This is a genomic window from Azoarcus olearius, from assembly GCF_001682385.1.
Taxonomy (GTDB): Bacteria; Pseudomonadota; Gammaproteobacteria; order Burkholderiales; family Rhodocyclaceae; genus Azoarcus; species Azoarcus olearius.
Map to the genome: position 1 here is coordinate 2,548,404 of NZ_CP016210.1, position 25,525 is coordinate 2,573,928.

Consider the following 25,525-nt stretch of genomic DNA (forward strand, 5'->3'; position numbering starts at 1 on the left):
CTCAGCGCGTGGTCTCGGCCAGGCCGACGACGGTGGCCATGGTGCAGTGGAACATCGTCGAGTCGTTGGCCATGCACCAGTTGATGTCGTTGTGCAGGCCCATGCGGTAGCCCGGCATCTCGCGCTCGTTGGTATTGCAGAAGCAGCGTCCGCAGGCCGTCTTGCCGCAGCAGTCGTTGTAGCTGATGAGGTAGTCCTTGCCGTCCTCGGGGTTGTGGCAGGTGCCGATCCACGACACCTTGGAGGCCTCGGTGCCCGGCGGGCAGCTCGACGCGGTGCCGCCGCAGCAGTTGCACAGGTAGCCGTCCTGCGCGCAGTAGCGCCAGTATTCGCAGTCCTCGTCGGTGGGCGCCTTGCCGCCGGCCTTCTTGGCGGCGGCGCCGGCGGCCTGGGCGGTGCGGTCGAAGGGCAGCACCGGCAGCACGAAGGCCGAGCCCACCAGCAGCTTGCCGATACTGATCAGCGCACTGCGGCGCGAGGCGCGCTGCGCCACCGTGCGCGTCTTGCGTTCGAAGAATTCATCGAGCCATTTCATTCCGGCTTCTCCTTGTGGTGATCAGGCGCGGCCCGGCTGTTCCAGGTAGTCCTGGACCGAGGCGACGCCGAGTTCCTTGGCGGTGAAGAGGCTTTCGAGCTGTTCGCGCGAATTGACCAGCCCCTTGGCGGCGATGCGGCCGTGTTCGCTGATCAGCACCGCGTAGGGCAGCTTGGCGACGCGGTAGGCGATGCCCAGCTCGCGCGACAGCACGTAGGGGAAGTCCTGCAGGCCGGCCTTGTCGTAGAAGGCGAGGTGCTCGGGCTGCTCGCCGTCCGAGGTCAGCACCACGCGCAGCCAGCTGCGTTCGGACTGGTTGGCCGAGCGCAGGATGGGCAGCAGCTTCTTGCACACCGGGCAGGTCGGCGACAGGAAGAACAGCAGCGTGCTCTTGTCGCCCGGCAGGCCGAGCGAGACGCGCTCGCGGGCATTGACCAGGTGCGGCAGGTCGAACACCGGCGCGGCTTCGCCCACCTGCGGCCCGGTATCGAGCATCAGCGCCCCCATCGGCGCGACGCGTTCATAGAGCACGCCGATCTGGCGCGCGAGGGCGAACAGTCCGACCAGCGCGGCGAGCACCGCCACCCACAGCAGGACGTTGGAGATCATCAGCGCTTCGTTCATGAGCGGCTCCTCAATTGGGCGAGATTGGGGTGATTGGCGAGCAGCTGGTTGGCCGCCGCGTAGAGGGTGATGAGCATCAGCGTGCCGCCGGCCACCGAGAGGTAGTCGATCCACACCAGCGCGCGCTCGCTGCCGGGTTGCGCGCCGAGGGTCAGCAGCGTGAGCAGCACCGTGTTGCGCGCCACCAGCGCCCACGACAGCCGGGTGTGGCCTTCGGCGCCACCGCAGCCGCAGTCGATGTCGGTATGGCCACGGGCCACATTGATGGCCACCGCGAGCGTGGCCGCGCCGAGCACCGCGAGGCCGAGCACGAAGCCGGCGCTGCGGCTGGCCTCGAACAGCAGCGCCGCTCCGGCCACGGCTTCGGCCAGCGGAAAGAGCCGCGCGAACAGCGGCACCATGCGCTCGGGCAACAGCCGGTACAGCTCCACCGAGGCTTCGAACACCGCGAGATCACGCAGCTTCTGCCACGCGCCCAGCAGCAGGATCACCGCCAGCGCGGCGCCGCAGGTGCGCGCCAGCACCGGGTCGAGTGCGAGCGCGTCCATCACTGCAGCTCCATCAGGGAAGGCGACTCGCCCACGCCTTCCATGCGGCGGATCAGCTTCGGCGCAGCGGCGGCGTCGTAGGCGGCGAGCGCGCCTTTCATGCCGTCGTAGGCAAACAGACGCGGCTTGTCGCCCTGGCTGACCGCGAGCGCAATGGCGTTGCTGCCCGGGCTGCGCGCGATGCGCTTGCCGGTCTTGAGGTCGAAGGTCCAGATTTCCTTGGCGGGAAACTTGTGGCTGCCGACCTTGGCGCCATCGTGCATGCCGACGAACACGCGCCCGCTCGCGTTGTGCTGGGCGAGCAGCTGATAGCCGCCCGGACGCCAGCCGGCCTTGCGCTCCTTGTCCGTGAGCAGCGACCACTTCGGCTCGAAGCTGGCGACGGCGCCGCCGACGTGGGCGGTGTAGAGGTCGCCACCGTAGGAGACGAAGCGGTAGGTGTCGCCGTCCTGCTCGCCGTGGATGAAGACGGGATCGACATCCGGGTTAAAGAACGCGGCGCTCTTCTGCTGGTCGGTCGGCTCGCCCTTGTCGTCGTGGGTGACGGTGAGCATGGTGCCGTCGCCGCAGATGGTGGAGAAACGGTTGGAGGCGCTCGCCGCCGGCAGCACGATCCAGCAGCCGGGGATGTCGATCTGCGACGCGACCTTCTTCGCCTTCAGGTCCACCACCGTCACCGAGATCGCCGGGGTGGCGTTGAGCACGTAGAGCCAGCGCCCGTCGGCCGAGGTGCGGACGATGCCCTTGTAGTTCAGCGCCTGGGCATGGATAGGCGGGATGACGATCTCGCCGGTCTTGGCGAGCGTCTGCGCGTCGTGGATATCCACGGTGTCGGTGCGCTCGCCCGAGGCCAGGCGCGAGTAGTAGGTGGTGGCGACGTAGATCTCCTTGCGGTCCGGCGATACCACCGCCTGGCCGGCGTAGGCGGTGGACACCACGCCGAGGTAGCGCAGCGCGTCGCCGTCGATGACGTGCAGCCGGCCATCGACGATGTGGCCGATGGAGATGTCGGAGAGGTAGATGCGATACGGATTGGGCGGCGGCAGATCCACCGTCTTCGGGATCTCCACCTGCAGCTCGGCCTGGGCAGACCCGCCCGCGAGGGCGATCAGCACGGCGGCGAGACAGGTTCGCAACGCACGGTGTCGAAGCACGTCGAGCCTCCTTGTCGGGCACGGCGCAAGGCGCCGCGTTGTTCTCGGAATCCGCCGCGCACGGCGGATACGCTGGTCTTGGTCCGCCGGATTGATGCAGATCAAAGCCAGCGGTTGAGATGGATTCTGGTCCGAGGGCGGCAGCGGCCGTTATCCGAAATCGGCAAGCCGTGCATCGCGGGCGAAAACCGGCGCAATGAGGCGTAAGTGATAGTGCGATGCACCATTCGGGCGCCTGTCCGACGATGCGCCGCAACATTGCGGGGCCGCCGCGGCGAGGTCGGCGAAAAGGGGCTTGTGAAGCGCCCGGCTTCGGGTTTACGCTGAAAAAACAGAGCGTCACCCATAACGAAAAAGCACCACTTCCGGTCAGGAGACAGACCGAATGAAGCCTCACAGCCGCCCACGCCACGGCTGGCACGGGCCGTGCATGCGCACTTCCACCAAGCACAGTTGTGGAGTCGCGCTTACATGAACCTTTCCTCGCCGGCCGCCGTACACGAACCCTTCAGCGCCATCTGGCACGACACCCGGGACGCCGACGACCACGCCTCCTGCCTGCAGCGCTGGAACCAGCGCTACGACCAGCTCACCGCCGGGGTCTTCTCCGGTACGTTCGAAGAGTTCTGGTTCGGCAACGTGCAGATCTTCCGCGAACGCACCAACCAGTCGGTGCACGAGGCCGGCCAGGCCTGGGCCGGCTCGCGCACCTTCGGCGTGCCGATCGAGGTCGATGGGCCGGGTTGGTACTGCGGCGAAACGCTGGATTTCAACTCGGTGATCACGCTGCGCGGCGGCGACGAACTCGACTTCCGCACGCCCCGCCTGCACGACGTGCTGGCCGTGACGACCAGCGCGCAGGCGCTGAACGACTACGCGCTGCAGGTGGAACATCGCGATATCGAAGCCGAACTCGGCGACCGTCGCACGGTGCCCGGCACCGCGGCACAGGCCGACGCGCTGCGCGCCTTCCTTCGCACCGTGATGGCCAGCCTGCGTGCCACGCCCGACATGCTGCGCCACGCGCCGATGCGCAAGGGGCTGGAGCAGGCGGTGTACGGGGCCCTGCTCGCGGCCATCGGCGGCGAGCCGGAGCACCGCTCGCCCTCCGGCAATGCCCGTCAGCTGGTGGTGGAACGCGCGCGCGATTACATGCGCCACCATATCGACGAGCCGATCACGGTGGCCGACCTGTGCGCCGAACTGCGCGTGTCGCGGCGGACGCTGCAGTACAGCTTCCAGGACGTGCTCAACCTCAACCCGGTCAGCTTCCTGCGCGCCCTCCGCCTGAACGGCGTGCGCCGCGCCCTCAAGCGCGCCGAGCCGGGCGGCGAAACCGTGGCCGACATCGCCGCGCGCTGGGGCTTCTGGCATTTGTCGCATTTCGCCTCAGACTACAAGGCAATGTTCGGAGAGCTACCTTCCGAAACCCTGCGCCACGTCGATAGCGCCCGGCGCTGACCTGAACGGGCGGAGGGGGCGGCCGCGCCCTTCCGCCCGCTTCCGCCCCCTTCCTGGCGCCCCCTCCGGCGCCACGCGCCGTCCGGCGCACGTCTCCACCCCCGTTTCTCCAGCCTGCCGCGCGGCTCGGCGCGCCCCAGCGTGGTTCCTCGGCACGCGCGTCCGCACCATCGCGGCGCGCGTCGTCCGGCCGGCAAGCCCGCGCGCGCACCTTCAGCCGACGCTCAACACCGCGCCATCCGGCGTTCTTGATAGCCCTAATCGGCAAATGGGTCTGTTGGCACGCCATCTGCTTTTACTGGCCCAACTGGTCCGACCAGTCAGAACACTCACCCGGAAAACCATGCCCAGCATCGCCAACATCGCCGCCCAGGCCCTGCAACGCCGGATCACCAACGGTGAATTCGCCGCCGGCGCCGCCCTGCCCTCGCAGCGCGAACTCGCCGACCAGCTCGCCATCAGCCGCGCCTCGCTGCGCGAAGCCATCTCCACGCTGGAAGCGCTCGGCCTCGTGCGCAGCCAGCCGGGCAAAGGCGTGTTCGTCACCGCCGGCAGCCAGCGCGACGCCACCCAGCCGCTGCGCGGCACCGCCAGCATGACGCCGCAGGCGCTGATCGAATTCCGCGCCGCGCTCGAACCCGCCTGGGCTGCGCTCGCCGCCCAGCGCATCGACGACGACGGCCGCGCCCGCCTCGCCGCCATCCAGGCCGGCATGGAAGACGCGCTCAAGGTCGGCGACCTGGTGATGGCGGCCGACTGGGACCTGCAGTTCCACATGCTGCTCGCCGAACTCTGCGGCAACCCCGGCCTGATCGAGATCGCCCACCAGTTCCGCGAACAGATCGGCCACAGCCTGCGGCTGCCGTTCTCGCGTTCGGCGAGCATCTGGGAACCGGCCGACGAACACCGCCTGATCATCGACGCCATCCTCGCCGGCGATGCCGCCGCCGCCGCCGCCGCGATGCATGCCCACCTCGGCGGCGCCTCGCGCCGCATCGGCATCGACTACCGCCCGCCGGGCTGAGCCCGACGTTTTCTCTTCCCTTCGCCCTTCTTTCCAAACGGAGCCCGCAACATGAACCACGCGCTGCACACCACCCGCCGCCCCTTCCTGCGCAGCCTCTTCGGCCTTGCCGCCGGCATCGCCGTCGCCTCCACCATCGGCCTCGCCGATGCGCGCGCCGACGTGCTGGCCAACGTGCAGAAGGCCGGCACCCTGCGCGTCGCAGTGCCGCAGGACTTTCCGCCCTTCGGCAGCGTCGGCACCGACCTCAAGCCGCGCGGTTACGACATCGACATGGCCAACCTGATCGCCAAGGAACTCGGCGTGAAGGTCGAGCTGATCCCGGTGACCAGCACCAACCGCATCCCCTACCTCACCACCGGCAAGGCCGACCTGGTGATCTCCAGCTTGGGCAAGAACCCCGACCGCGAGAAGGTGATCGACTTCTCCGAAGCCTACGCGCCCTTCTTCAACGGCGTGTTCGGGCCGGAAGACGTGAAGCTGACCAAGGTGGAAGAGCTGGACGGCAAGACCGTGGGCGTGACCCGCGGCTCGGTGGAAGACCTGGAGCTGACCAAGATCGCCTCGCCCAAGGTCACGATCAAGCGCTTCGAGGACAACAACGCGACGATCTCCGCCTACCTCACCGGCCAGGTGCAGTTCGTCGCCACCGGCAACGTGGTGGCCGCCGCGGTGAATGACATGACCAAGCTGCGCCGCCTCGGCGCCAAGTTCCTGATCAAGAACTCGCCCTGTTACGTCGCCACCGCCAAGGGCGAAACCGCGCTGATGACCAAGGTGAACGCGATCATCGTCAAGGCCAAGCAGGACGGCACGCTCAACGACATCGCCCAGCGCTGGCTCAACGCTCCGCTGCCGAAGGACCTGTAAGCGCAAGCCGCCGCGCGCGGGGCTGCGGCCCCGCACGCATGCCTGTGATCCGCCTTCAACGGACTCGACGATGGCCTATCAATTCGACTTTGCGCCGGTGTTCGACAACGCCGACCTGCTGCTGTCGGGCGCCGGCTTCACGCTGGCGCTGACCGCGGTGGGCGCGGTGTTCGGCATCGGCCTCGGCATCCTCGGCGCGATCTGCCGCGCCTGGAAGCTCGCCCCCTTCGATCGCATCTTCGGCGTCTATGTGGAGGTGATCCGCAACACGCCCTTCCTGGTGCAGCTCTTCTTCATCTTCTTCGGCCTGCCCTCGCTCGGCGTGAAGATGACCGAATGGCAGGCGGCGGTGCTGGCGATGGTGATCAACCTCGGCGCCTACTCCACCGAAATCATCCGCGCCGGCATCCAGGCGACGCCGCGCGGCCAGATCGAGGCCGCCGAATCGCTGGCGCTGACGCGCAGCCAGATCTTCCGCCACGTGGTGCTGCGCCCGGCGCTGGCCAAGGTGTGGCCGGCGCTTACCAGCCAGGTGATCATCGTCATGCTGGGTTCGGCGGTGTGCTCGCAGATCGCCACGGAAGAACTCACCTTCGCCGCCAACTTCATCCAGTCGCGCAACTTCCGCGCCTTCGAAACCTACTTCGTCACCACCGCGATCTACTTCGCGATGGCGCTGCTGATCCGCCAGTTGCTGATCCAGGTCGGCCAGGGCTACGTGGTCGGGAGGGCACGCTGATGTTCGTGCAATTCACCACCTGGGACATCGTCCGCAACCTGCTCGACGCCGGCAAATGGACGCTGGCGCTGTCGCTGATCGCCTTCGTGCTCGGCGGCATCGTCGGGCTGGCCATCCTGTTCGCTCGCATCTCCAAGAACCGCGCACTGCAGGCCTTCACCAAGGGCTATATCGAGGTCTTCCAGGGCACGCCGCTGCTGATGCAGCTCTTCATCGTGTTCTTCGGCCTGTCGCTGCTGGGCATCGACGTGTCGCCCTGGCTCGCCGCCGCAGCCGGACTGACGCTCTTCACCAGCGCCTACCTCGCCGAGATCTGGCGCGGCTGCGTCGAGGCGGTGCCCAAGGGCCAGTGGGAGGCCTCGTCCAGCCTGGCGCTGTCCTACGCCCAGCAGATGCGCCATGTGATCCTGCCGCAGGCGCTGCGCATCGCGGTGGCGCCGACGGTCGGCTTCTCGGTGCAGGTGGTCAAGGGCACCGCGGTCACCTCCATCATCGGTTTCGCCGAACTCACCAAGACGGGCTCGATGCTCGCCAACGCCACCTTCCAGCCCTTCATGGTGTTCGGCCTGGTGGCGGCCGGCTACTTCGCCCTGTGTTATCCGCTCTCGCTGTACGCGAAAAGCCTGGAGAGGAAATTCCATGTCGCTCGTTAAGATCGCCGGCCTGCACAAGCACTTCGGCCCCAATCACGTATTGAAGGGCATCGACCTCGATGTCCAGCAGGGCGACGTCGTCGCGCTGATCGGGCGCAGTGGCTCGGGCAAGAGCACCCTGCTGCGCACCATCAACGGTCTGGAATCCATCGACAAGGGCGAGCTGCGGGTCGATGGCACCGCGCTGCACGACGGCAAGGGCGACCTGCGCGCGCTGCGCCAGAAGGTGGGCATGGTGTTCCAGCAGTTCAACCTCTTCCCCCACCTTACCGCCGGCCAGAACGTGATGCTGGCACCCACCGTGGTGAAGGGCACGTCGAAGGCGGAGGCCGAGGACATCGCCAAGGAGATGCTGCTGAAGGTGGGCCTCGCCGACAAGTTCAACAGCTTCCCCGACCAGCTCTCCGGCGGCCAGCAACAGCGCGTGGCCATCGCCCGCGCGCTGGCGATGAAGCCCAAGGTGCTGCTGTGCGACGAGATCACCTCGGCGCTGGACCCGGAACTGGTGAACGAAGTGCTGGCGGTGGTGCAGCAGCTCGCGGCCGAAGGCATGACGCTGATCATGGTCACCCACGAGATGCGCTTCGCGCGCGAGGTCGGCAACAAGCTGATCTTCATGCACCACGGCCGCATCCACGAAAGCGGCGACCCGAAGACGGTGTTCGCCGCGCCGCAGACGCCGGAACTGGCCGCCTTCGTCGGCGCGGTGAGTTGATACGGCGCGGGGGCGCCGGGCGGCTCAGGCCTTCTTCTGCATGGTTTCGATGCGCTCGGCGTTGATGCGGTCGGCACGCTGTGCCGCCGGCCGCGCCTGCAGCCTGGCGACGTATTCCTCGAACGCCGGGCGCTTTTCGATGCTGCCGAACATCATCCCCCAGCCGAGATGGGAACCGACGTACACATCCGCCGCACTGAACTCGCCGCACAGGTACGGTGCCGCGGAGACGGCCTTCTCCAGCGTGTCGAGCACGCGCGCGTAGCTGCCGAAGCCGACGAAGGCATCCTTGCCCTCCGGCACTTGCCAGCCCATCGAATGCGCGGTCACCGCCTGCTCCACCGGCCCCGCGGCGAAGAACAGCCAGCGGTACCAGGGGCCGCGCGCGGAGTCATGCGCGGCCGGCGCCAGCCCGCTATCCGGAAAGCGGTCGGCGAGGTAGGCGCAGATCGCCGCCGCCTCGGTGACGACCACATCACCGTGGGTCAGCACCGGCACCTTGCCCATGGGATTGAGCGCCAGGAACTCCGGCGTCTTCATCGCCGGGCCGAATTCGGCCCACTCGATGCGGTGCGGCTGCCCGACCTCTTCCAGCATCCAGTGGGCGATACGTCCGCGCGAATAGGGATGGGTGTATAGAACCAGTTCGTTCATGCTCGCTTCTCCTCCGTGATGGCCGGCGCGCCGGCAGCGCTGGATGGGACAACCGGAACGACGATGCGCTCCATGGCCGCCGGGCGCAAGCGCAGGCATGGGCGCAGGCGGACGGCATCGCTCACGGCCTTCCGCGACGCGGTGCTACCACCGCTCGTCGCCATCGGGCCGGTGCGATGCACTGGCCGCACGCGCGATGCGGCTAGAATGCCGCCAAACCTGGAGAACCCGATGAGCATGGAATGGTGGCACTGGGCGGTGGGCGGCATCGCCCTGATCCTGCTGGAACTCGTGATTCCGGCCTTCTTTGTGGTGTGGTTCGGCCTTGGTGCGCTGCTGGTCGCACTGGTTGCGCTGGTTGCCGACCTTTCGCTGACTGCGCAGCTTGTGCTGTGGCTGCTTGCCTCGGTGGCGATGACGGTGCTGTGGTTCAAGGTGTTCGAGCACCGCCGCCACAAGACCTTGTCGGGCACCGCCGAAGGCGACGTCATCGGTGAGGTCGGCCTGCTGGTCGGCGCGATCGAGGCCTACGGCCGCGGCAAGGTGCGCTTCCAGCGCCCGGTGCTGGGGGCCGACGAATGGATCTGCCTCGCCGAAACCGCCATCCCCGCCGGCGAGCGCGTGCGCGTCGTCGGCATCGAGGGCAGCTTCCTGCGCGTCACCCGCGCCTGAGCCCTTCCGTCTTCCGCTTCAACCCTCCGAGGAGAATCGCATGAGTGCAGGCCTGATCTTCGTCATCGCATTGCTGGTCTTCGTGGCCGTCACCATCGCCAAGGGGGTGCGCGTCGTCGCCCAAGGCGAAGAATGGATCGTCGAGCGGCTGGGCAAGTACCATGGCACGCTCAAGCCCGGCCTCAACATCCTGATTCCCTATCTCGACGCCGTGGCCTACAAGCTGGTCACCAAGGACATCATCCTCGACGTGCAAGAACAGGAGGTCATCACGCGCGACAACGCGGTCATCCTCACCAACGCGATCGCCTTCGTGAAGGTCACCGATCCGGTCAAGGCGGTGTACGGCGTCACCGACTTCTCGGAAGCGATCCGCAACCTGATCATGACCACGCTGCGCTCCATCGTCGGCGAAATGGAGCTGGACGAGGCGCTGTCCTCGCGCGACAAGATCAAGGCGCGGCTGCGCGAAAGCATCGCCGACGAGGCGGTGGACTGGGGCCTGACCGTGAAGTCGGTGGAAATCCAGGACATCAAGCCATCGCAGTCGATGCAGCGCGCGATGGAGATGCAGGCCGCCGCCGAGCGCGAGCGCAAAGCGGCGGTGACCAAGGCCGAAGGCGAGAAGCAGGCCGCCATCCTGGAAGCGGAAGCGCGGCTGGAGTCGGCCAAGCGCGACGCCAACGCCCAGGTGATGCTGGCCGAAGCCTCCGCCGAGGCGATCCGCCGCGTCAGCGTGGCGGTGGGCAACGAGACCACGCCGATGCTCTACCTGCTCGGCGAGAAATACATCGCCTCGCTGGAAAAGCTGGGCCAGGGCGGCAGTTCGAAGGTGGTGGTGATGCCGGCCGACCTGCAGGAAACCCTGCGCGGACTGGTCGGCAAGCTCGGCGGCCGCGGCTGAACCGCATCGCAGTGCCCGGCGCGACCGGGCCTCAGACCTTGAAGCGTTCGACCTTGCGTTCCAGCTCGCCCGCGAGCGACTGCAGGGTGGAGGCGATCTCGGCGGTGTCGCGCACCGCCGAACTGTTCTCTTCGGCCATCTGCGCGATGCGCTCCACATTGCGGGCGATGTCGGCGCTGGCGCTGCTCTGCTCGCGCAGCGCCAGCGAGATGTCGCTGACGGCCTGCAGCACCTCGCGCGCGCCGTCGCGGATTTCGCCCATCGACTGACCCGCCTGGGTCGTCAGCGTGGCGCCGTCGCGCACGCGCGACACGCCCGCTTCCATCGACGCCACCGCCTTTTCGGTGCCCTGCTGGATCGAGCCCACCATCTCGGTGATCTCCTCGGTGGCGCGCGCGGTGCGCTCGGCAAGCTTGCGCACCTCGTCCGCCACCACCGCAAACCCGCGCCCGCTCTCGCCGGCCCGGGCCGCCTCGATTGCGGCATTGAGCGCGAGCAGGTTGGTCTGGTCGGCGATTTCGCGGATCGCATCCACCATCGCGCTGATGTGATGCGCCTTGTGGCCGAGTTCGCCGATGGTGGCCGCGGATGCATTGACCGCCGCGGCAATGCGCTCCATCTCGTCCACCGTGCGCTTCATCACCTCGCCGCCGTCGGTGGAAAGCTTCTCCGAGCGTTCCGCCAGCGTCTGCGCGGTGCCGGCGTGGCGCGAAATCTCGTCGATGCCGACCGTCATCTCCTCCACCGCCGCCGCCATGCCGGAGGCGGCCTCGCTCTGGGTATCGGAGCCTGCGGCAACCCGATGCGCCGCGGTCGAAACCTCGGCCGACGAGGTGCCGACCTGCTCCGCGCCGTGCTGGATCTCGCGGATCAGCTCGGCCACGTCGTGCGCCATCGCATTGAAGCGGTCCGCCACCTCGCGCAGTTCGTCCTGCGCGGAGAAGCTGACGCGCGTTCGGTAGTCGCCCTTGGCGAACTGCTGGGCGCCGCGCGACAACTCGCGTACCGAACGCAGGATGGAGAAATACACGCCCATGAACAGGTAGGCGGCGATCAGCAGCGCAATCGCCGACAGCACCGCATCGCGCACCATCGCCGCATGCAGGCCGGCAAGGCGATCCGCGAGCAGCCGCTCCGCCGCCGGCTTCACCGTGTCGCGCTGGTGGCGCAGCACGATGTCGATGGTCTCGGTGCCGAGGTCGAAGAAGGCCGACGGCTGCATGGAGAAACGCTGTTCCAGCACCTGCGAGGTGGCGGCATCGCGCAGCCGCTTCACCGCGGTGTCGATCTCGACGGTGGCTGCGCCCAAGGTGTCACGCAGCGTGGCGTTCTCGCGTCCGGCGCGGTGCAGGCGGTCGTTGAGCTGGGCAGAGGTCTGCGCCAGTTCGGCAAGTTGGGCGACGATGGCGAACTGGTCTTCGCGCTCGGCCGAACCGCGCGCGATCAGCCCGGTGGTGCGGCCGCGCAGGCGCCCTAGGCGCTCGGTCATCTCGGGCAGCGCGTGCAGCATCGGGTCGATCAGGTTGTAGCTGTCGCCTTCGGGGTCGAGCGCGAGATTGGAGACATCGCCGACATCTCCGATCCAGCTCAGCATGCGCTCGATCACCGCGGTGTGCTCGCGGAAGTTGTCGGGGGCGCTCATGCTCAGCCCGTTGCTGGCAAGCCGCTGCAGCCGCCCACGGATATCCTCCCACGAGCCGCGCAGCGGGGCCCACTGCGGTGCCGCCAGCTCCGCGTCGAGCTTGGCCATCGCGTCGGCGAGCGCCGCCGCGCGCTCGGCCACCTTGGGCCGCAGCGCGTCGCTGCCGCCCAGCACGCCGGCGGAAAGGCCGCGGTGTTGCTGGCTGGTCACCAGCACGGCAAAGCCACGGTCGAGCAGCGTCAGACCGGCAACCTCGCGCTCGGTGAATTCGATGTCCTGGCTGAGGCCGATGTAGATCTGGGCCAGCAGCGCAACCGACGCGGCGACGCTGACGAAACCGATCAATGCGAACTTGTACGGATAGCGCAGGCGATCCAGCAGAACGATGACGGGGCGAAACAGGACGTCCATGGACGCTCTCCAGAAAAGGCGAAGTCACGCGCCGCGCGGGCACGATTCGACGACGACCTCATGATAGTCATTACCCCGCGGCGGGCATCGGCCGATAAGCGGGCAAAGCCGCCCCGTGCTCGTCGCTTTGATGCCGGGCGCGAGCGCGGCCTTGCCGCCCCCGCCACTGCCCATACCGGGGGCCGTCCGGAAACACATCGCCGAAGGCCGGGCGGTCGCTGCGGCACGATCGCCGGGGGCCGAAATGCTCGCCCTCGCCCGCCACCGCAGGCTAAACTTTCACGTCATCTTCCCGCCGAGCGATGCACATGCACGACTTCGAAGCCCAGGCCCAGACATTCTCCGAACAGATCGAGGCCGAACTGGAAGAAGGCCGCCTCAACTTTCCGACCTCGCTCGATGTGTCGCTGCGGATCAAGCGCCTCGCCGACGACCCCGCCTCGTCGCTTGAAGACATCGCCAACGTGGTGCGCGCAGAGCCGGTGCTCAGCGCCAAGGTCGTGCGCATGGCCAACGCGGTGCTGCTCAACCCCTACGGCGCCCAGATCACCAGCGTGAACGACGCGGTCAAGCGCATCGGGCTGGCCTCGCTGCGCTGCCTGGCCTTTGCGGTGGCGGCGGAACAGCTGTCGCAGGATCACCGCTCGAAGCAGATCCGGCTCATCGCATCGGGGCTGTGGATGCACTCGGTCGATGTCGCGTCGTGGTGCTACGCCTTTTCGCGCCACCTGCGCACGGTGACGCCGGACACCGCGATGCTGGCCGGGATGATGGTCGACATAGGGCAGTTCTTCCTCGTCGCCCGCGCCTCCGCCTACCCCGCGCTGGAAGAAAACCTCGATCGCTTCGCCGAATTCGTCTCCACGTGGAGCGACCCGGTGGCGCGCGCGATCCTTGAAGTGTTCGAACTGCCGGAAGCGGTGCTCGACGCCTTCGAATACGAGGACCCCTACGGCGGCTCGTGGCCGCCCGCCAACCTGGCCGACATCCTGTTCATCGCCAACGTCGCGGCCGAAACGCCGAACCCCTTCGATTCGCTGCTGGGCGTCAAGCACCGGCCGCAGTTGCTGGACACCTGCGTGGCGGGCATCGAAAAGGACAAGTTCGACGCGCTGCTCGATGCCGCGCGCAGCAGCAAGCAGGAGATGCTCGCCGCCGTGTGCGGCTGACGACGCCCGCCAGCGCAGGCGTCGGCCGACGCCTGCGCTACAGCTCGACCTGGGTGCCGAGTTCCACCACCCGGTTGGGCGGAATGCAGAAGTAGTCCGCCGCGCTGCCCGCGTTGCGGAACAGCAGGATGAAGAGCTTCTCGCGCCACTGCGGCATGCCGGACCCCACGCGCGACACCAGGGTTTCGCGGCCGAGGAAGAACGAGGTCTCCATCATGTCGAACGGCAAGCCGCGCTGCGCACAGAGCCCGAGCGCAGCGGGAATGTCCGGATCGTCCTTGAAGCCGTAGTGCACCCGCACGCGGTAAAAGCCGTAGTCGATCTCCTCCACCTCGACCCGCTCGCCCTCCGGCACGTGCGGCACGTCCGCGGTGTCCACCCGCAGCAGCACCACCCGCTCGTGCAGCACCTTGTTGTGGATCAGGTTGTGCAGCAACGCGCGCGGCACGCCGTCCAGCCAGGTCGTCATGAACACCGCGGTGCCTTCGACGCGCGGCGGCGGGCTCTGGAACATCGACTGGATGAAGATGTCGAGCGGCATCGTGTCGCTGCGGATGCGCTCGTTGAGCAGGCTGCGGCCGCGCTTCCAGGTGCGCAGCAACGTGAAGATCGCCGCACCGATCAGCAGCGGGAACCAGCCGCCCGCGAAGATCTTGACCGTGGTCGCGGAGAAGAACGCGATATCCACTGCAAGGAACACGACGAGGAACAACACTGCCTTCGCCCGTCCCCACTTCCACAGGCTGCGCACCACCACGAAGGCAAGCACGGTGTCGATCATCATCGTCAGCGTCACGGCGATGCCGTAGGCCGACGCCAGCGCGCTGGACGACTGGAAGCCCACCACCAGCGCCACCACAGCGCCGAGCAGCATCCAGTTCACGCCCGGCACGTAGATCTGGCCGATCTCGTGCTCGGAAGTGTGCAGCGTCTGCATGCGCGGCGCGTAGCCGAGCTGGATGGCCTGCCGGGTGAGCGAGAACGCGCCGGAAATCACGGCCTGGCTGGCGATGATCGTGGCCAGCGTCGCCATCCCCACCATCGGATAGACCAGCGCGTCCGGCACCAGCATGTAGAACGGGTTGCGGACGTTGTCCGGGTGATCGAGGATCAGCGCGCCCTGGCCGAGGTAGTTGAGATAGAGCGCCGGGAATACCAGGCTGAACCACGCCAGCTTGATCGGGCGGCGGCCGAAGTGGCCCATGTCGGCGTACAGCGCCTCGCCCCCGGTAATCGCCAGCACCACCGCGCCGAGCGCCAGCCAGCCGATCAGCGGCTGGTCAATGAAGAAGCGCGCAGCCCAGCGCGGGTCGAGCGCACCGATGATCTCCGGGTGCAGCGTGATGCCGTTGATGCCGAGCACCGCCAGCACCAGGAACCAGCACACCATGACCGGCCCGAAGATGGCCCCCACGCTGCCTGTGCCGCGGCGCTGCATCACGAACAGCCCCACCAGCACCACGAGCGCGATCGGGATCACGAAGGGTTTGAACGCCGGCGTCGCCACCTCCAGGCCTTCCACCGCGGAGAGCACCGAGATTGCCGGCGTGATCATGCCGTCGCCGTAGAACAGCGCGGCGCCGAACACCCCCAGCACCGACAGCCACCAGGCGCGCCGGCCGGGCTGAACGACGCGCAACGCGAGCGAGGTAAGCGCCATGATGCCGCCCTCGCCGCGGTTGTCGGCGCGGGTGATGAAGACCACGTACTTGGCCGACACCACGGTGACCAGCGCCCAGAACACCAGCGAGAGGATGCCGTAGACGTTGGCCTCGTTCACCGGCACCGCGTGGGGACCGTTGAATACCTCTTTCAGCGTATAGAGTGGACTGGTGCCGATGTCGCCATAGACAACACCAATCGCGGCCACGGCCAGACCTGCGATGCCCTTGCGGTGGCCGGAGGAGGCCGGAGCCTGCCCGCTTTCGGTTGCAACCTCGTGTTCAACCTGCATCCACAACCCCTGATTATCAAAGACCTGGCGAGAAATGCCGGGTCCCGCTGCGGGATACTGACAGCTTCACTCAACAGCGTGCTGGTGCGCCATGCGTTTTCGCACGGCCGCGCATTCTATGCCAGACGCGCTTTCAAGGTCTCAGCCAAAAGTCGTACTGTCTGACCGGCTTCCGGGAAGTACTTGCCGAGCGTCAGGAAGCCGTGGACCATGCCCGGCACGCAGACCTCATCCACCGTACCGCCCTCGGCGCGCACGCGCGCCGCAAAGGCAGTGCAATCGTCCACCAGCGGATCGCACTCGGCGCTCACCAGCAGCATCGGCGGCAGGCCGGCAAGCGAGTCGGCGCGCATGGGCGAGGCCCGCCAGTCTTCGCTGCCGCCTTCCGGCAGATAGCGTTCGAAGAACCACTGCAGGCTTTCGCGATCGAGGAAATAGCCCTCGGCATAACGCTCGCGCGAAGGCCGACCGCTGGCGATCTCGGTGCTGGGATAGACCAGCGCAAGGCAGCGCGCGGGGACAGCGCCTTCGTCGCGCATCGCGAGCGCGGTGACGATGGAGAGGTTGCCGCCGGCACTGTCGCCTGCCAGCGCGATGCGGGCGGGGTCGATATCCAGCAGCCCGGCCTGCTCGCGCGCCCACTCCACCGCAAAACGCGCATCGTGCACCGCGGCCGGAAACGGGTGCTCCGGCGCCAGGCGATAGTCCACCGACAGCACCGCGCAGCCCGCAGCGTTTGCCAGTTCGCGGCACAGCACGTCGTAGCTTTCGACATCGCCCACGCACCAGCCACCGCCGTGGAAGTACAGCAGCAAGGGCAAGGCTTCGTGCGGGCCCGCCTGCAGCGGGCGGTAGTAGCGGGCAAGCAGCGCCGAGCCGTCGGCACGGGCCATCGGCACCTCGGTCACCGAGGCCACCGCGGGAACATCCGGACGGAAGGCGTACTGCAGCTTCTGGAAGGAGTGGCGCGCCTGCGCCACGGAGAGTTCATGGAATCGCGGGGCACCCACGCGATACACCATGTCGAGCAACGACCGGGCCTGGGGAGTCAGGGGCATGTCGGGCAAACCGCGCGGCTCTTGCTGGCCGCTGCGGCACAGGTTGTCGGAATGCCGCGATTCTAATCACGACATCCTCCCCGTGGTGCACTGCATCGAAAAAAGACAGCACGGCCCCACGGCGCGGAAAACCGCGGCGCGGGGCCGGAAAATGCTTATGGAATCAACGCGCCGTGAAGATCTGGTCGAACACGCCGCCGTCGGCGAAATGCGTCTTGGCGGCCTTCTGCCAACCCCCGAACGCCTCGTCGATCGTAAACAGCGTGGCCTTGGGGAACTGCGAGGCGTACTTGGCGGCGATCTTGGGGTCGGTGGCGCGGTAGTAGTTGCGCGCCGCGATCTCCTGGCCCTCCTCGGTGTAGAGGTATTCCAGGTACGCCTGCGCCACCTTACGCGTGCCCTTCTTGTCGACGTTCTTGTCGACCACGGCCACCGGGGGTTCGGCCAGGATGGACAGCGGCGGCACGACGATGTCGAACTTGTCCGGCCCGAGTTCCTTGATCGACATGATCGCCTCGTTCTCCCACGCCAGCAGTACGTCGCCCATGCCGCGCTCGACGAAGGTCACGGTGGAGCCGCGCGCGCCCGAATCCAGCACCGGCACGTTCTTGTACAGCCGCGACACGAAGTCGCGCGCCTTGTCGTCGCCGCCGTACTTGCGCTTGGCGAACTCCCACGCCGCCAGGTAGTTCCACTGCGCGCCGCCGGAGGTCTTGGGGTTGGGCGTGATCACCGCCACGCCGGGTTTCACCAGGTCGTCCCAGTCCTTGATGCCCTTGGGGTTGCCCTTGCGCACCAGGAACACGATGGTGGAGGTGTAGGGCGTGCTGTTGTGCGGCAGGCGCTTCTGCCAGTCGGCCGGCAACAGCTTGCCTTTCTCGGCGATTGCGTCGATGTCGTAAGCGAGCGCCAGCGTCACCACGTCGGCATCCAGCCCGTCGATCACGGTGCGCGCCTGCTTGCCCGAACCGCCATGCGATTGCTTGACGCTCAGCTTCTCGCCCGTTTTGGCCTCCCAGTGCTTGGCGAAGGCGGCGTTGAAGTCCTTGTACAACTCGCGCGTGGGGTCGTAGGACACGTTGAGCAAGGTGGTCTGTGCCAGCGCGGTGCCGGTGACGCCGACGGCGAGTGCAGCGGCGATGACCAGGGACTTCAGGCGAAACGGGGATTTCATATGCGGCCTCCAGCTAACTAATAACGTGGAGACATTACATACAGCTCTCTTTAGAACGAGAAATAACAAAAACTGCGAACCAAATTTGGAATCGTGCGCTATACAAGCCCCCACATGGAGCCGTCCGCAGGTGCCCTCACACCTTCTTGTCGCGAGCGACTGCCGCCGCCTCCAGAAAATCCCGCAGGATCACCTCGCCCTCCAGCAACTCGCCGTCGCCGTGGAATTCGGGGTGCCACTGGCAGCCGAACATGTAGCTGCTGCCGTTCCAGCGGATGGCCTCGATCACGCCGTCGCCGACGGACAGCGCTTCGATGCACAGGTCGGACCCGAGCTTGCGGACCGCCTGATGGTGGATGCTGTTCACCCGCCCGCCCGGCACCTTGCCGTACAGCTCCGCGAGGCGGCTGCCGGGCTGGAGTTCGATGTCGTGATAGTGGCTGTCGTAGAGATCGTCGTTGCGGTGCGTGCCGGCGCCCGGCACGTATTCGGTGATGTCCTGCCACAGCGTGCCGCCGCAGGCCACGTTGATGAGTTGCGCGCCGCGGCAGACGCCGAGCACGGGCTTGCCCTGGATGACGAATTCCCACAGCAGCTCGATCTCGTACAGATCGCGCACCCGGTCGCCGGCCCATTCGGGGCGCAGCGGGGTTTCGTGGTAGGTGGTGGGGCTGACGTCGGCGCCGCCCTGCAGCACCAGCCCGTCCAGCGCCGCGACGTAATCGTGCACCGAAATCTGCGCACGACGCAGGCCGAGATGCTCGCCGATGGTGGGGACCATGAAGGCAAGCGCACCGTGCGCCATGATCCAGTGCGCCATCGACTGCTCGAGATATTGCAGGCTCTTGCCGGGAAAGCCGAGTTCGGGCGGCGGCTTGTGCAGCAGCCGGGCCGAGAGTCCTATCCGCAGTGGTCCCCCACTCACATGCCCTCCCCGTTCATCCAGCGCCGGCACTGCGCCATCACCACCTCCGGCAGCGTTACCTGCGGGCCCAGCTGCCCGCGCAACCACCAGGCGTCATTGCGCCCGCTCGCGACATCCGCGCGCAGGCGCCCGATTGCCGCTTCCGCCCCGAGTTCGATCGCATGCTGCTCGATGCGCGTGAAGCTCTCTTCCAGCGCTTCGGCAATCGAGCAGTGGGTGTGGTTCTCCGGATCGACATAGGTGCCGGCATAGCCGAAGCGGCAGGCCTGGAAGCGGTTGAAGGTATAGACGAGGTAATCATCCTCGCGCGGCTGGATCGGCCGCTCCACCATCAGGTAGCGCGCCAAGGCCTGGATGTAGGCTGCCAGCGCGGCCGCGCGTTCGACCGTCAGCGGGGTGTCCATCACCCGCACTTCCACCGTGCCGTACTCCGGCTTGGGGCGGATGTCCCAGTAGAAGTCCTTCATGCTGCTGACGACGCCGGTGGCGCTCATCTTGTCGAAGTAGGCGCCGAAGTCGCTCCAGCTGAGCGCGAAGGGCGCGCGGCCCGACAGCGGGAAGGCGAATACCGCATTGAGGCGCGAGGACTGGAAGCCGGTGTCCTGCCCCTGCAGGAAAGGCGACGAGGCTGACAGCGCGATCAGGTGCGGGATGTAGCGCGACAGGCCGTGCACCAGATAGAGCGCCGCGTCCGGCCCCGGGCAGCCGATGTGCACATGCTGGCCGAACACGGTGAACTGCTTGGCGAGGTAGCCGTAGAGTTCGTGCAGGTAATGAAAACGCGGGTTGTCGAAGATGCGGCGTTCGCCCCAATCCTGAAAGCCGTGGGTGCCACCGCCGCAGATGCCGACGTTGAGCCGGCGGGCGATATCCACCAGCGCGGCACGCAGCCCGTCCAGCTGCGTCAACACCATGGCGTGGTTGTCGCACACGCCGGTCGAGATTTCGATCATCGAATCGGTCATCTCGGGCTTGATGTCGCCGGGCAGGTCCAGCCCCGCGGTCAGCCGCAGCATGTCGTCGGCGGCGCCGACCAGGTCATAGTCGTGGGTGCCGACCAGTTGCAGTTCGAGTTCCACACCGATCGACAGTGCGCGCGACGGCGAAAAGGCTTCGAGGCTCATTGCTCGGCTCCGCTACGGTTCTCGCGCGCATGGATCAGCGCGCGCTGGGTGGCGATCGGCCCGAACACGCCGAGCAGCGCCACCATGCACAGCACGATGGGGGCCAGTTCCGCGGCGAAGGCGGGATACAGCGTGCGCACGTCCTCCACCAGCAACAGCGCCACCGCCGACAGCGGCATCAAGGCCACGCCCAGGGCGAAGCTCTTGCGCCAGCCCAGCCCGCTGGCCGGCCCGAAGGCCATCACGCCGGCCAGCTTGGCCACCGCGCGCGCAACGATGGCGACGATGCCCGCAGCCACGCCGGCCACCAGCGGCCCGGCACTCACGGTTGCGCCGCTGAGCATGAACAGCGCAATCACCATGACCCCGCCGGCGGTGCCGAAATGCTGCGGCCAGCGATGCGGGCGCGGGTCGTACCACTTGACCGCCATACCCGCCACCAGCGGTGCCAGCAGCGCCGGCAAGCGCAGCGCGGCAAGCACGGCCAGCGCCGCCAGCAGCAGGCCGAAGATCGCCACCACGCCCTGCTCGGTGCCGGGATCGACCACCCGGCGCAGCCCGATGAAGCCCACCGCCAGCAGCGTGCCCACCAGCAGGGAGCCAGCCATCAGATAGAGCGGATGCAGCACCGCCACCCAGCCGCCGGCCGGGTCGCCGCCGTGCAGCCCGCCCAGCATCAGCTTGAACAGCACGACCGAATAACCGACGTTGAGCGCGCACAGCGCTAGCACACGCTCGGTAACCTGGCCGCCGGCACGCAGTTCGGCTGTCACACGCATGACGACCGCCGGCGCGGTGCCCACCGCGATCGCCGCCACCGCCAAGGCGATGCCGCGGTCAACGCCGATCAGGCGCAGCGCACCCGCGCACAACAGGAAAGTGAGCCCCGCCTCGGCAAGACTGGAGACGAGCATCCAGGGGTTGGCGCGAAACCAGCGCACGTCGAGGCGAACGCCGAGTTCGAACAGCAGCAGCGCCAGTGCCAGGTCGAGCACGCCGCGCCGCACCGCGAGCGCGCTGCTGTCCAGACCGCCCAGCAGCAAGGGGCCGAGCACCAGCCCGCACAGGGTGTAGCCCGTCACCCGCGGCAGGCGCAGCAGGCGCCCGAGCACCTCGCCGCCGAGCGCGGTGGCGAGCAGCGCGACGGCAAAGAACAACAGGGCATCGAAATGCGGTGGCCACGACGGCCAGAGCGGCAGATTCATTGCAGCTCTCCTCGCAAAATGGGAGGACGCAGGCGCCGGGCGCCAGGTCCGGGGCCGCCGATTATAGTTTGGGCAAATATTTCATGCCCTGCGTATTTACCCCGTCATGCGCCGCAGCACCCTGGCCGTAGATCCAAGGTAGAACAGGGCGGCTGCTGGCAAAAAGTAATACAGCGCGACGCATCCACCGCGTGGGCCGCCGGCCGGGGCGCCCTGGCGGCGCCAGCGGGAACGCCGGACCGCGCGCTCCCTCGCCTCATTCGCGCTCCGCGCTCCGCGCGCCGCACGGCTTGCGCGTTGGACCATCGCCAAGCGGATTCTTCTCAACCGCGGCGCGCCGCTACCCTTCTGGCCGACAGCCGCCGCCACCCTGCGGGACCGCCGCGAGGAGGGACGCGGCGCAGGCCAGCGGGTTGATCGGCAGCACACCCGCGCCGCGCTGTCGCAAATTCGACAAGCCCGCCCCGGTCGTCGCAATGCATCCGACACTCCCTCGCCTGCGGGGCTGAAACCCGCGCCAGTACGGGGTTTTCGCACCGCGTTCAAAGCTGGTATCAGATTTGCAACGGGCGAAGGCATGAACATCGCCAGCCCTCATTCACCCGCCCCCGTCATCCCGCCCGCCGCGCCCGCCCAGGCGGCCGGCATCGCGCTGTCACCCGCGCTTGTGGTGCGGCTGTACCACCGCAACACCAAACACCGTTTCCAGGCCTATGCGATGGGCCCCGGCGTGCTCGACTGGGACGCCCAGCCGGCCGCCTTCCGCCAGTACCCTGGCGCCTCCGCGGTCGTCCTGCCGCTGATCGACGAGCTGGACCCCGCCTCGCCGCTCGCCCAGGCGATGGCGATCCCGTTCGGCGCGCTGCCGGCCCCTGCCCCTGCCCAACCCGCCACGCTCGCCGCGATCGGTGCGCTGCTGCAGCTCTCGCTCGGCCTCACCGGCTGGAAATCGCTCGGGCCCGACCGCTGGGCGGTGCGTGCCAACCCGTCCAGCGGCAACCTGCATCCGGTCGAAGCCTGGGTGATCGCGCGCGGCGTGGCCGGCCTGGCCGACGGCGTTCACCACTACCGTCCGGAGGACCACGCCCTGGAATGCCGCGCGCGCGATCTCGACGCCCCGGCCGGCAGTCCCCGGCTGCAGATCGCGCTGTCGAGCGCGATGTGGCGCGAAGCGTGGAAGTACGGCGAACGCGCATTCCGCTATTGCCAGCTCGACGTCGGCCATGCGGTCGGTGCGCTGCGCTACGCCTGCGCGCTGCTCGGCTGGCGACTGGCCGAACAGCGCCAGGTGGGCACCGCGACGCTGGCCGCGCGGCTGGGGCTGGACCGCGACCCGGATTTCCCTACCCACCGGTTCCCGGAAAGCGAGCGGGAGGAAGCCGAGATCCTGTTCACCATCGAACTGGACGACCTCGCCGACGAGGCTGCCCCTACGCCATCGGCGCTCCGTGCCGCCGCCGCGGCGGCGGAATGGTACGGCCAGGCCACCGTGCTCGATCCGCGGCCGATGTTCCGCTGGCCCATCATCGGCGAGGTGGCCGTCGCCACCCGCCGTGCGGACGACGATGCGCCGCGCCGCACGCTGTCGGTGCCCTGCACGTTGCCGGCCACGCGCAAGACGGCTGCCGACACCGGCACCGCCCACCCGAGCGCCGAGTTGCTGCTGCAGCGGCGCAGCGCGCAACGCTTCACGCCCGAATACGTGATGCCGCGCTCGGCCTTCGCCGACCTGCTGCGCGCGCTCAAGCCGCACGCGGGACTGCCGTGGGACGCGCTCGGCGACCCTGCGCGGATCACGCTGGTGCTGTTCATCCACCGCGTCGAGGGCCTGGAACCCGGCCTCTACGTCTTCAGCCGCGACGGCGGGGCCGCCGCCCCGCTGCTTGCCCGGCTGCAGCAGCCGTTCTCGCCGCAACGCGTCGAGGGCCTGGGCGACGACCTCGATCTGCGCTTCCTGCAGCAGTTCGAAACCGTGCAACTGCACCGCCTCGCACGCAGCCTCCACTGCCATCAGGACATCGCCGCCAACGCCTGCTTCGCGCTCGGCATGCTGGCGCCGTTTGATGCCGTGGTGGCCGAAGACGCCGCCGCCTATCGCGACCTCTTCCGCGAAGCCGGCCTGCTGGGTCAGGTGCTCTACCTGCAGGCCGAAAACCTCGGCCTGCGCGGCACCGGCATCGGCTGCTTCTTCGACGACCCGGTGCACGAGTTGCTGGGGCTGGACGGCGAAGCCTTCCAGACGCTCTACCACTTCACCGTGGGCAAGGCGGTGGACGACCCGCGCATCGAATCGACCCCCGGCTACCCCGCCCGCGAACCGCAGCGCGGCTGAACGCGGCGGAAAGAACAACGCCCCCCGACCAGAGAGACCGCCATGACGCAGACCGCCACCCCCGCCCCCGTGACCAGCCGCAGCGGCCATCGCATCTCGGCGGCAGACGCGGCCGACATGCTGCTGCGCCACCGCGACGGCGTGCTGCCGGCGCTTGCCGTGTTCGACGTGCGCGACGCCGCGCGCTACGCCGCTGCCCACATCGAAGGCGCCGAACCGCTCACCGAAGCCGGCTTCCTGACGGTGGCACGGCGCCTGCCCAAGACCGTGCCGGTGCTGGTCTATTGCTACCACGGCAACGCCAGCCAGACCTACGCGCAGATGTTCGCCGACTTCCGCTTTCCCGAGGTCTACAGCGTGGATGGCGGCTACGAGGTGTTCGCGGCCGAACTTGCCAAGGCGGAAGCCGCGCGCAGCGGCAGCACGACGCGCACCGCCAGCCTCAGCCCGACCCTGCTCGAATTCCTCGCTGCCTACGGCTTCGACCCCGATGACCTCGATGCCACCCGTGCGCACGGGCTGACCCCGCTGATGCGGGCCTCGCTCGAAGGCCGCGCCGACATCGTCGCCGAACTGCTTGCGGTGGGCGTCTCGATCGCGCGCCGCAACATGGACGGCAACAACGCGCTGTGGCTGGCCTGCGTATCCAGCAACGCCGAGGTCGTGCGCCGGCTGGTGGCGGCCGGCATCGACGTCGACAACCGCAACGACATGGGCGCCACCGCGCTGATGTACACCGCGTCCGCCGGCAAGGCCGACATGGTGGCGCTGCTGCTCGAATGCGGGGCCGACCCGCAGATTCCCAACTTCGACGACGCCCGCGCGGTGGACCTGGCCGCCACGCGCGACTGCCTCAAGCTGCTGCGCCACACCCTGCGCTGAGCCGCCCATGGTCACCCAACAGCCGCCCAAGTACCGCTCGCTGCTCGCCGTGCTCGACGCCCTTGCCGAGCTGATCGACGACGGCCGCCTCGCCGTCAGCACAGGCTGGGAGGACAACGAGCAGGCGGTGCGCCTCCATCAGCCGGGCGAGCCCAAGCTCGGCGCCTACATCTTCATCTACGGCCAGCCCCCGGGACGCTACGGCGTCGAACTCGACTTCCCGGAAATTGCCGACGTCGCGACCGCCAACGTGCCGCTGTACCAGGAAGACCTCTCCCTGGACCAGTTGCTGCGCGTTCTCCGCACCCACTTCAACCTGCCGGGGTACGCATGAAGCGCCACCCGCCCTGTACACCGGTCCGCACACGCGCCGCGACGGCCAACGTGTAGCGGACCCAGTCTTTCCCTGAAAACGTTCGGAGCACACCATGGCAAAAATCGGCATTTTCTTCGGCAGCGACACCGGCCGCACGCGCAAGGTCGCCAAGTACATCGCCAAGAAGCTCGGCGAAGTGGTGGCGGACCCGGTCAACGTCAACAAGGCCACGGTCGAGGACTTCCTCGCCTACGACGCCCTGATCATCGGCAGCCCGACGCTGGGCGACGGTCAGTTGCCGGGGCTGGAATCGGGCGCGCAGAACGAGAGCTGGGCCGAATTCCTGCCCCAGCTCGACGGCGCCGACATGAGCGGCAAGGTGGTGGCGATCTACGGCCTGGGCGACCAGGACAAGTACGCCAACGAGTTCTGCGACGCGATCGGCCTGCTCTACGACGCGGTCACCACCTGCGGCGCCACCGTGGTGGGGCCGTGGCCGACCGAGGGCTACAGTTTCAAGAGCTCGCAGGCGGTCATCGACGGCCAGTTCTGCGGCCTTGCGCTGGACAACGACAACCAGGCCGGCCTCACCGACGAGCGCGTCGACACCTGGCTTGAGCAGGTCAAGCCGGCACTGCTCGGCGCCTGAGCGCGAAGGGTTCCGGGGGTCCGGCGGGCATTCCGCCGGACCCGGCAATCTCCGCACCAGCTATCTCTTTCGCATTACCGCTTTCGCTGTATCCTGATCCTTCCCGCCGCATCGTGTACCGCCCCTCCCGC

The 25,525-nt window shown here is 67.9% G+C and carries 25 protein-coding genes; 13 read left to right on the forward strand and 12 right to left on the reverse strand.

Going from position 1 to position 25,525, the window contains the following annotated elements:
• Position 1 precedes the first annotated feature (1 nt).
• The 4 genes from dqs_RS11750 to dqs_RS11765 are packed head-to-tail and all read right to left on the reverse strand — an operon-like array spanning position 2 to position 2,861.
• Positions 2–535: a methylamine dehydrogenase light chain gene (locus dqs_RS11750; protein WP_011765988.1), complete on the reverse strand. Its 534-nt coding sequence runs from the start codon at positions 533–535 to the stop codon at positions 2–4.
• Positions 536–556: 21 nt separating this feature from the next.
• Positions 557–1,159, reverse strand: a complete 603-nt coding sequence (mauD, locus tag dqs_RS11755; protein WP_011765989.1) for a methylamine dehydrogenase accessory protein MauD — start codon at positions 1,157–1,159, stop codon at positions 557–559.
• The gene (locus dqs_RS11760) at positions 1,156–1,707 is read right to left on the reverse strand and encodes a MauE/DoxX family redox-associated membrane protein (RefSeq protein WP_011765990.1); all 552 of its coding nucleotides are present in this window, start codon (positions 1,705–1,707) and stop codon (positions 1,156–1,158) included. The genes mauD and dqs_RS11760 overlap by 4 nt, the downstream gene beginning before the upstream one ends.
• Positions 1,707–2,861 (reverse strand): amine dehydrogenase large subunit, encoded by a 1,155-nt coding sequence (locus dqs_RS11765; protein ID WP_065340577.1) that lies wholly within the window; start codon positions 2,859–2,861, stop codon positions 1,707–1,709. The genes dqs_RS11760 and dqs_RS11765 overlap by 1 nt, the downstream gene beginning before the upstream one ends.
• 471 nt (positions 2,862–3,332) lie before the next feature.
• Here dqs_RS11765 and dqs_RS11770 point away from each other — a divergent pair, with 471 nt between their 5' ends.
• From dqs_RS11770 to dqs_RS11795, 6 genes are all read left to right on the forward strand, one after another.
• Entirely contained in the window at positions 3,333–4,322 is a 990-nt protein-coding gene (locus tag dqs_RS11770) for a helix-turn-helix domain-containing protein (protein WP_011765992.1), read from the forward strand.
• A 343-nt stretch (positions 4,323–4,665) separates the two neighbouring features.
• Positions 4,666–5,346: a FadR/GntR family transcriptional regulator gene (locus dqs_RS11775; protein WP_065340578.1), complete on the forward strand. Its 681-nt coding sequence runs from the start codon at positions 4,666–4,668 to the stop codon at positions 5,344–5,346.
• Positions 5,347–5,397: 51 nt separating this feature from the next.
• Positions 5,398–6,216 (forward strand): transporter substrate-binding domain-containing protein, encoded by an 819-nt coding sequence (locus tag dqs_RS11780; RefSeq protein ID WP_011765994.1) that lies wholly within the window; start codon positions 5,398–5,400, stop codon positions 6,214–6,216.
• Positions 6,217–6,286: 70 nt separating this feature from the next.
• Positions 6,287–6,955: an amino acid ABC transporter permease gene (locus dqs_RS11785; protein WP_065340579.1), complete on the forward strand. Its 669-nt coding sequence runs from the start codon at positions 6,287–6,289 to the stop codon at positions 6,953–6,955.
• Positions 6,955–7,608 (forward strand): amino acid ABC transporter permease, encoded by a 654-nt coding sequence (locus dqs_RS11790; RefSeq protein ID WP_221405607.1) that lies wholly within the window; start codon positions 6,955–6,957, stop codon positions 7,606–7,608. The genes dqs_RS11785 and dqs_RS11790 overlap by 1 nt, the downstream gene beginning before the upstream one ends.
• On the forward strand, positions 7,595–8,323 hold the full coding sequence (locus tag dqs_RS11795) for an amino acid ABC transporter ATP-binding protein (protein WP_065340580.1): 729 nt from the start codon (positions 7,595–7,597) through the stop codon (positions 8,321–8,323). The genes dqs_RS11790 and dqs_RS11795 overlap by 14 nt, the downstream gene beginning before the upstream one ends.
• Positions 8,324–8,347: 24 nt before the next feature.
• Here the strand turns inward: dqs_RS11795 and dqs_RS11800 are convergent, their stop codons facing one another.
• Positions 8,348–8,977, reverse strand: a complete 630-nt coding sequence (locus tag dqs_RS11800) for a glutathione S-transferase family protein (RefSeq protein ID WP_065340581.1) — start codon at positions 8,975–8,977, stop codon at positions 8,348–8,350.
• A 231-nt stretch (positions 8,978–9,208) separates the two neighbouring features.
• Between dqs_RS11800 and dqs_RS11805 the strand changes: the two genes are divergently transcribed.
• Together dqs_RS11805 and dqs_RS11810 are read left to right on the forward strand one after the other, a co-directional pair.
• Positions 9,209–9,649, forward strand: a complete 441-nt coding sequence (locus dqs_RS11805) for an NfeD family protein (RefSeq protein ID WP_065340582.1) — start codon at positions 9,209–9,211, stop codon at positions 9,647–9,649.
• A gap of 40 nt (positions 9,650–9,689) precedes the next feature.
• Positions 9,690–10,553: an SPFH domain-containing protein gene (locus tag dqs_RS11810; RefSeq protein WP_065340583.1), complete on the forward strand. Its 864-nt coding sequence runs from the start codon at positions 9,690–9,692 to the stop codon at positions 10,551–10,553.
• Positions 10,554–10,584: 31 nt separating this feature from the next.
• Here the strand turns inward: dqs_RS11810 and dqs_RS11815 are convergent, their stop codons facing one another.
• Positions 10,585–12,606: a methyl-accepting chemotaxis protein gene (locus dqs_RS11815; protein WP_011766001.1), complete on the reverse strand. Its 2,022-nt coding sequence runs from the start codon at positions 12,604–12,606 to the stop codon at positions 10,585–10,587.
• 308 nt (positions 12,607–12,914) lie between these two features.
• Here dqs_RS11815 and dqs_RS11820 point away from each other — a divergent pair, with 308 nt between their 5' ends.
• A complete protein-coding gene (locus dqs_RS11820) occupies positions 12,915–13,775 on the forward strand; it encodes an HDOD domain-containing protein (protein ID WP_011766002.1) in 861 nt (286 codons plus the stop codon).
• A 37-nt stretch (positions 13,776–13,812) separates the two neighbouring features.
• Here dqs_RS11820 and dqs_RS11825 read toward each other — a convergent pair whose 3' ends face one another.
• The 6 genes from dqs_RS11825 to dqs_RS11850 all read right to left on the reverse strand — a co-directional run bounded on the left by dqs_RS11825 (position 13,813) and on the right by dqs_RS11850 (position 21,215).
• Entirely contained in the window at positions 13,813–15,729 is a 1,917-nt protein-coding gene (locus dqs_RS11825; RefSeq protein WP_065340584.1) for a potassium transporter Kup, read from the reverse strand.
• A 116-nt stretch (positions 15,730–15,845) separates the two neighbouring features.
• On the reverse strand, positions 15,846–16,787 hold the full coding sequence (locus dqs_RS11830; RefSeq protein WP_179947987.1) for an alpha/beta hydrolase: 942 nt from the start codon (positions 16,785–16,787) through the stop codon (positions 15,846–15,848).
• Positions 16,788–16,950: 163 nt separating this feature from the next.
• Positions 16,951–17,961: a sulfate ABC transporter substrate-binding protein gene (locus dqs_RS11835; RefSeq protein ID WP_011766005.1), complete on the reverse strand. Its 1,011-nt coding sequence runs from the start codon at positions 17,959–17,961 to the stop codon at positions 16,951–16,953.
• A 136-nt stretch (positions 17,962–18,097) separates the two neighbouring features.
• Positions 18,098–18,886 (reverse strand): gamma-glutamyl-gamma-aminobutyrate hydrolase family protein, encoded by a 789-nt coding sequence (locus dqs_RS11840; protein ID WP_011766006.1) that lies wholly within the window; start codon positions 18,884–18,886, stop codon positions 18,098–18,100.
• Positions 18,883–20,010: a YbdK family carboxylate-amine ligase gene (locus dqs_RS11845; protein WP_065340585.1), complete on the reverse strand. Its 1,128-nt coding sequence runs from the start codon at positions 20,008–20,010 to the stop codon at positions 18,883–18,885. The genes dqs_RS11840 and dqs_RS11845 overlap by 4 nt, the downstream gene beginning before the upstream one ends.
• Positions 20,007–21,215, reverse strand: coding sequence for a cation:proton antiporter (locus tag dqs_RS11850; RefSeq protein ID WP_065340586.1), 1,209 nt, complete (start codon positions 21,213–21,215; stop codon positions 20,007–20,009). Before dqs_RS11850 ends, dqs_RS11845 begins: the two co-directional genes overlap by 4 nt.
• Positions 21,216–21,792: 577 nt before the next feature.
• Here dqs_RS11850 and dqs_RS11855 point away from each other — a divergent pair.
• The 4 genes from dqs_RS11855 (at position 21,793) to dqs_RS11870 (ending at position 25,394) form a co-directional block, all read left to right on the forward strand.
• Positions 21,793–23,547 (forward strand): nitroreductase family protein, encoded by a 1,755-nt coding sequence (locus dqs_RS11855; RefSeq protein WP_065340587.1) that lies wholly within the window; start codon positions 21,793–21,795, stop codon positions 23,545–23,547.
• Positions 23,548–23,589: 42 nt separating this feature from the next.
• Positions 23,590–24,429: an ankyrin repeat domain-containing protein gene (locus dqs_RS11860; RefSeq protein WP_011766010.1), complete on the forward strand. Its 840-nt coding sequence runs from the start codon at positions 23,590–23,592 to the stop codon at positions 24,427–24,429.
• Positions 24,430–24,436: 7 nt separating this feature from the next.
• Entirely contained in the window at positions 24,437–24,763 is a 327-nt protein-coding gene (locus dqs_RS11865) for a hypothetical protein (protein WP_065340588.1), read from the forward strand.
• A gap of 94 nt (positions 24,764–24,857) precedes the next feature.
• Positions 24,858–25,394, forward strand: coding sequence for a flavodoxin (locus dqs_RS11870; RefSeq protein WP_065340589.1), 537 nt, complete (start codon positions 24,858–24,860; stop codon positions 25,392–25,394).
• Positions 25,395–25,525: the final 131 nt, after the last annotated feature.

Bases quoted from the DNA above. Each gene is read 5' to 3' on its own strand.
- dqs_RS11805 (WP_065340582.1), top strand. From the start codon at position 9,209: ATGAGCATGGAATGGTGGCACTGGGCGGTGGGCGGCATCGCCCTGATC.
- dqs_RS11750 (WP_011765988.1), bottom strand. From the start codon at position 535: ATGAAATGGCTCGATGAATTCTTCGAACGCAAGACGCGCACGGTGGCG.
- dqs_RS11855 (WP_065340587.1), top strand. From the start codon at position 21,793: ATGAACATCGCCAGCCCTCATTCACCCGCCCCCGTCATCCCGCCCGCC.
- dqs_RS11860 (WP_011766010.1), top strand. From the start codon at position 23,590: ATGACGCAGACCGCCACCCCCGCCCCCGTGACCAGCCGCAGCGGCCAT.
- dqs_RS11785 (WP_065340579.1), top strand. From the start codon at position 6,287: ATGGCCTATCAATTCGACTTTGCGCCGGTGTTCGACAACGCCGACCTG.
- dqs_RS11825 (WP_065340584.1), bottom strand. From the start codon at position 15,729: ATGCAGGTTGAACACGAGGTTGCAACCGAAAGCGGGCAGGCTCCGGCC.
- dqs_RS11845 (WP_065340585.1), bottom strand. From the start codon at position 20,010: ATGAGCCTCGAAGCCTTTTCGCCGTCGCGCGCACTGTCGATCGGTGTG.
- dqs_RS11815 (WP_011766001.1), bottom strand. From the start codon at position 12,606: ATGGACGTCCTGTTTCGCCCCGTCATCGTTCTGCTGGATCGCCTGCGC.
- dqs_RS11795 (WP_065340580.1), top strand. From the start codon at position 7,595: ATGTCGCTCGTTAAGATCGCCGGCCTGCACAAGCACTTCGGCCCCAAT.
- dqs_RS11870 (WP_065340589.1), top strand. From the start codon at position 24,858: ATGGCAAAAATCGGCATTTTCTTCGGCAGCGACACCGGCCGCACGCGC.
- dqs_RS11850 (WP_065340586.1), bottom strand. From the start codon at position 21,215: ATGAATCTGCCGCTCTGGCCGTCGTGGCCACCGCATTTCGATGCCCTG.
- dqs_RS11760 (WP_011765990.1), bottom strand. From the start codon at position 1,707: ATGGACGCGCTCGCACTCGACCCGGTGCTGGCGCGCACCTGCGGCGCC.
- dqs_RS11780 (WP_011765994.1), top strand. From the start codon at position 5,398: ATGAACCACGCGCTGCACACCACCCGCCGCCCCTTCCTGCGCAGCCTC.
- dqs_RS11770 (WP_011765992.1), top strand. From the start codon at position 3,333: ATGAACCTTTCCTCGCCGGCCGCCGTACACGAACCCTTCAGCGCCATC.
- dqs_RS11775 (WP_065340578.1), top strand. From the start codon at position 4,666: ATGCCCAGCATCGCCAACATCGCCGCCCAGGCCCTGCAACGCCGGATC.
- dqs_RS11865 (WP_065340588.1), top strand. From the start codon at position 24,437: ATGGTCACCCAACAGCCGCCCAAGTACCGCTCGCTGCTCGCCGTGCTC.
- dqs_RS11820 (WP_011766002.1), top strand. From the start codon at position 12,915: ATGCACGACTTCGAAGCCCAGGCCCAGACATTCTCCGAACAGATCGAG.
- dqs_RS11810 (WP_065340583.1), top strand. From the start codon at position 9,690: ATGAGTGCAGGCCTGATCTTCGTCATCGCATTGCTGGTCTTCGTGGCC.
- dqs_RS11830 (WP_179947987.1), bottom strand. From the start codon at position 16,787: ATGCCCCTGACTCCCCAGGCCCGGTCGTTGCTCGACATGGTGTATCGC.
- dqs_RS11790 (WP_221405607.1), top strand. From the start codon at position 6,955: ATGTTCGTGCAATTCACCACCTGGGACATCGTCCGCAACCTGCTCGAC.
- dqs_RS11835 (WP_011766005.1), bottom strand. From the start codon at position 17,961: ATGAAATCCCCGTTTCGCCTGAAGTCCCTGGTCATCGCCGCTGCACTC.
- mauD (WP_011765989.1), bottom strand. From the start codon at position 1,159: ATGAACGAAGCGCTGATGATCTCCAACGTCCTGCTGTGGGTGGCGGTG.
- dqs_RS11800 (WP_065340581.1), bottom strand. From the start codon at position 8,977: ATGAACGAACTGGTTCTATACACCCATCCCTATTCGCGCGGACGTATC.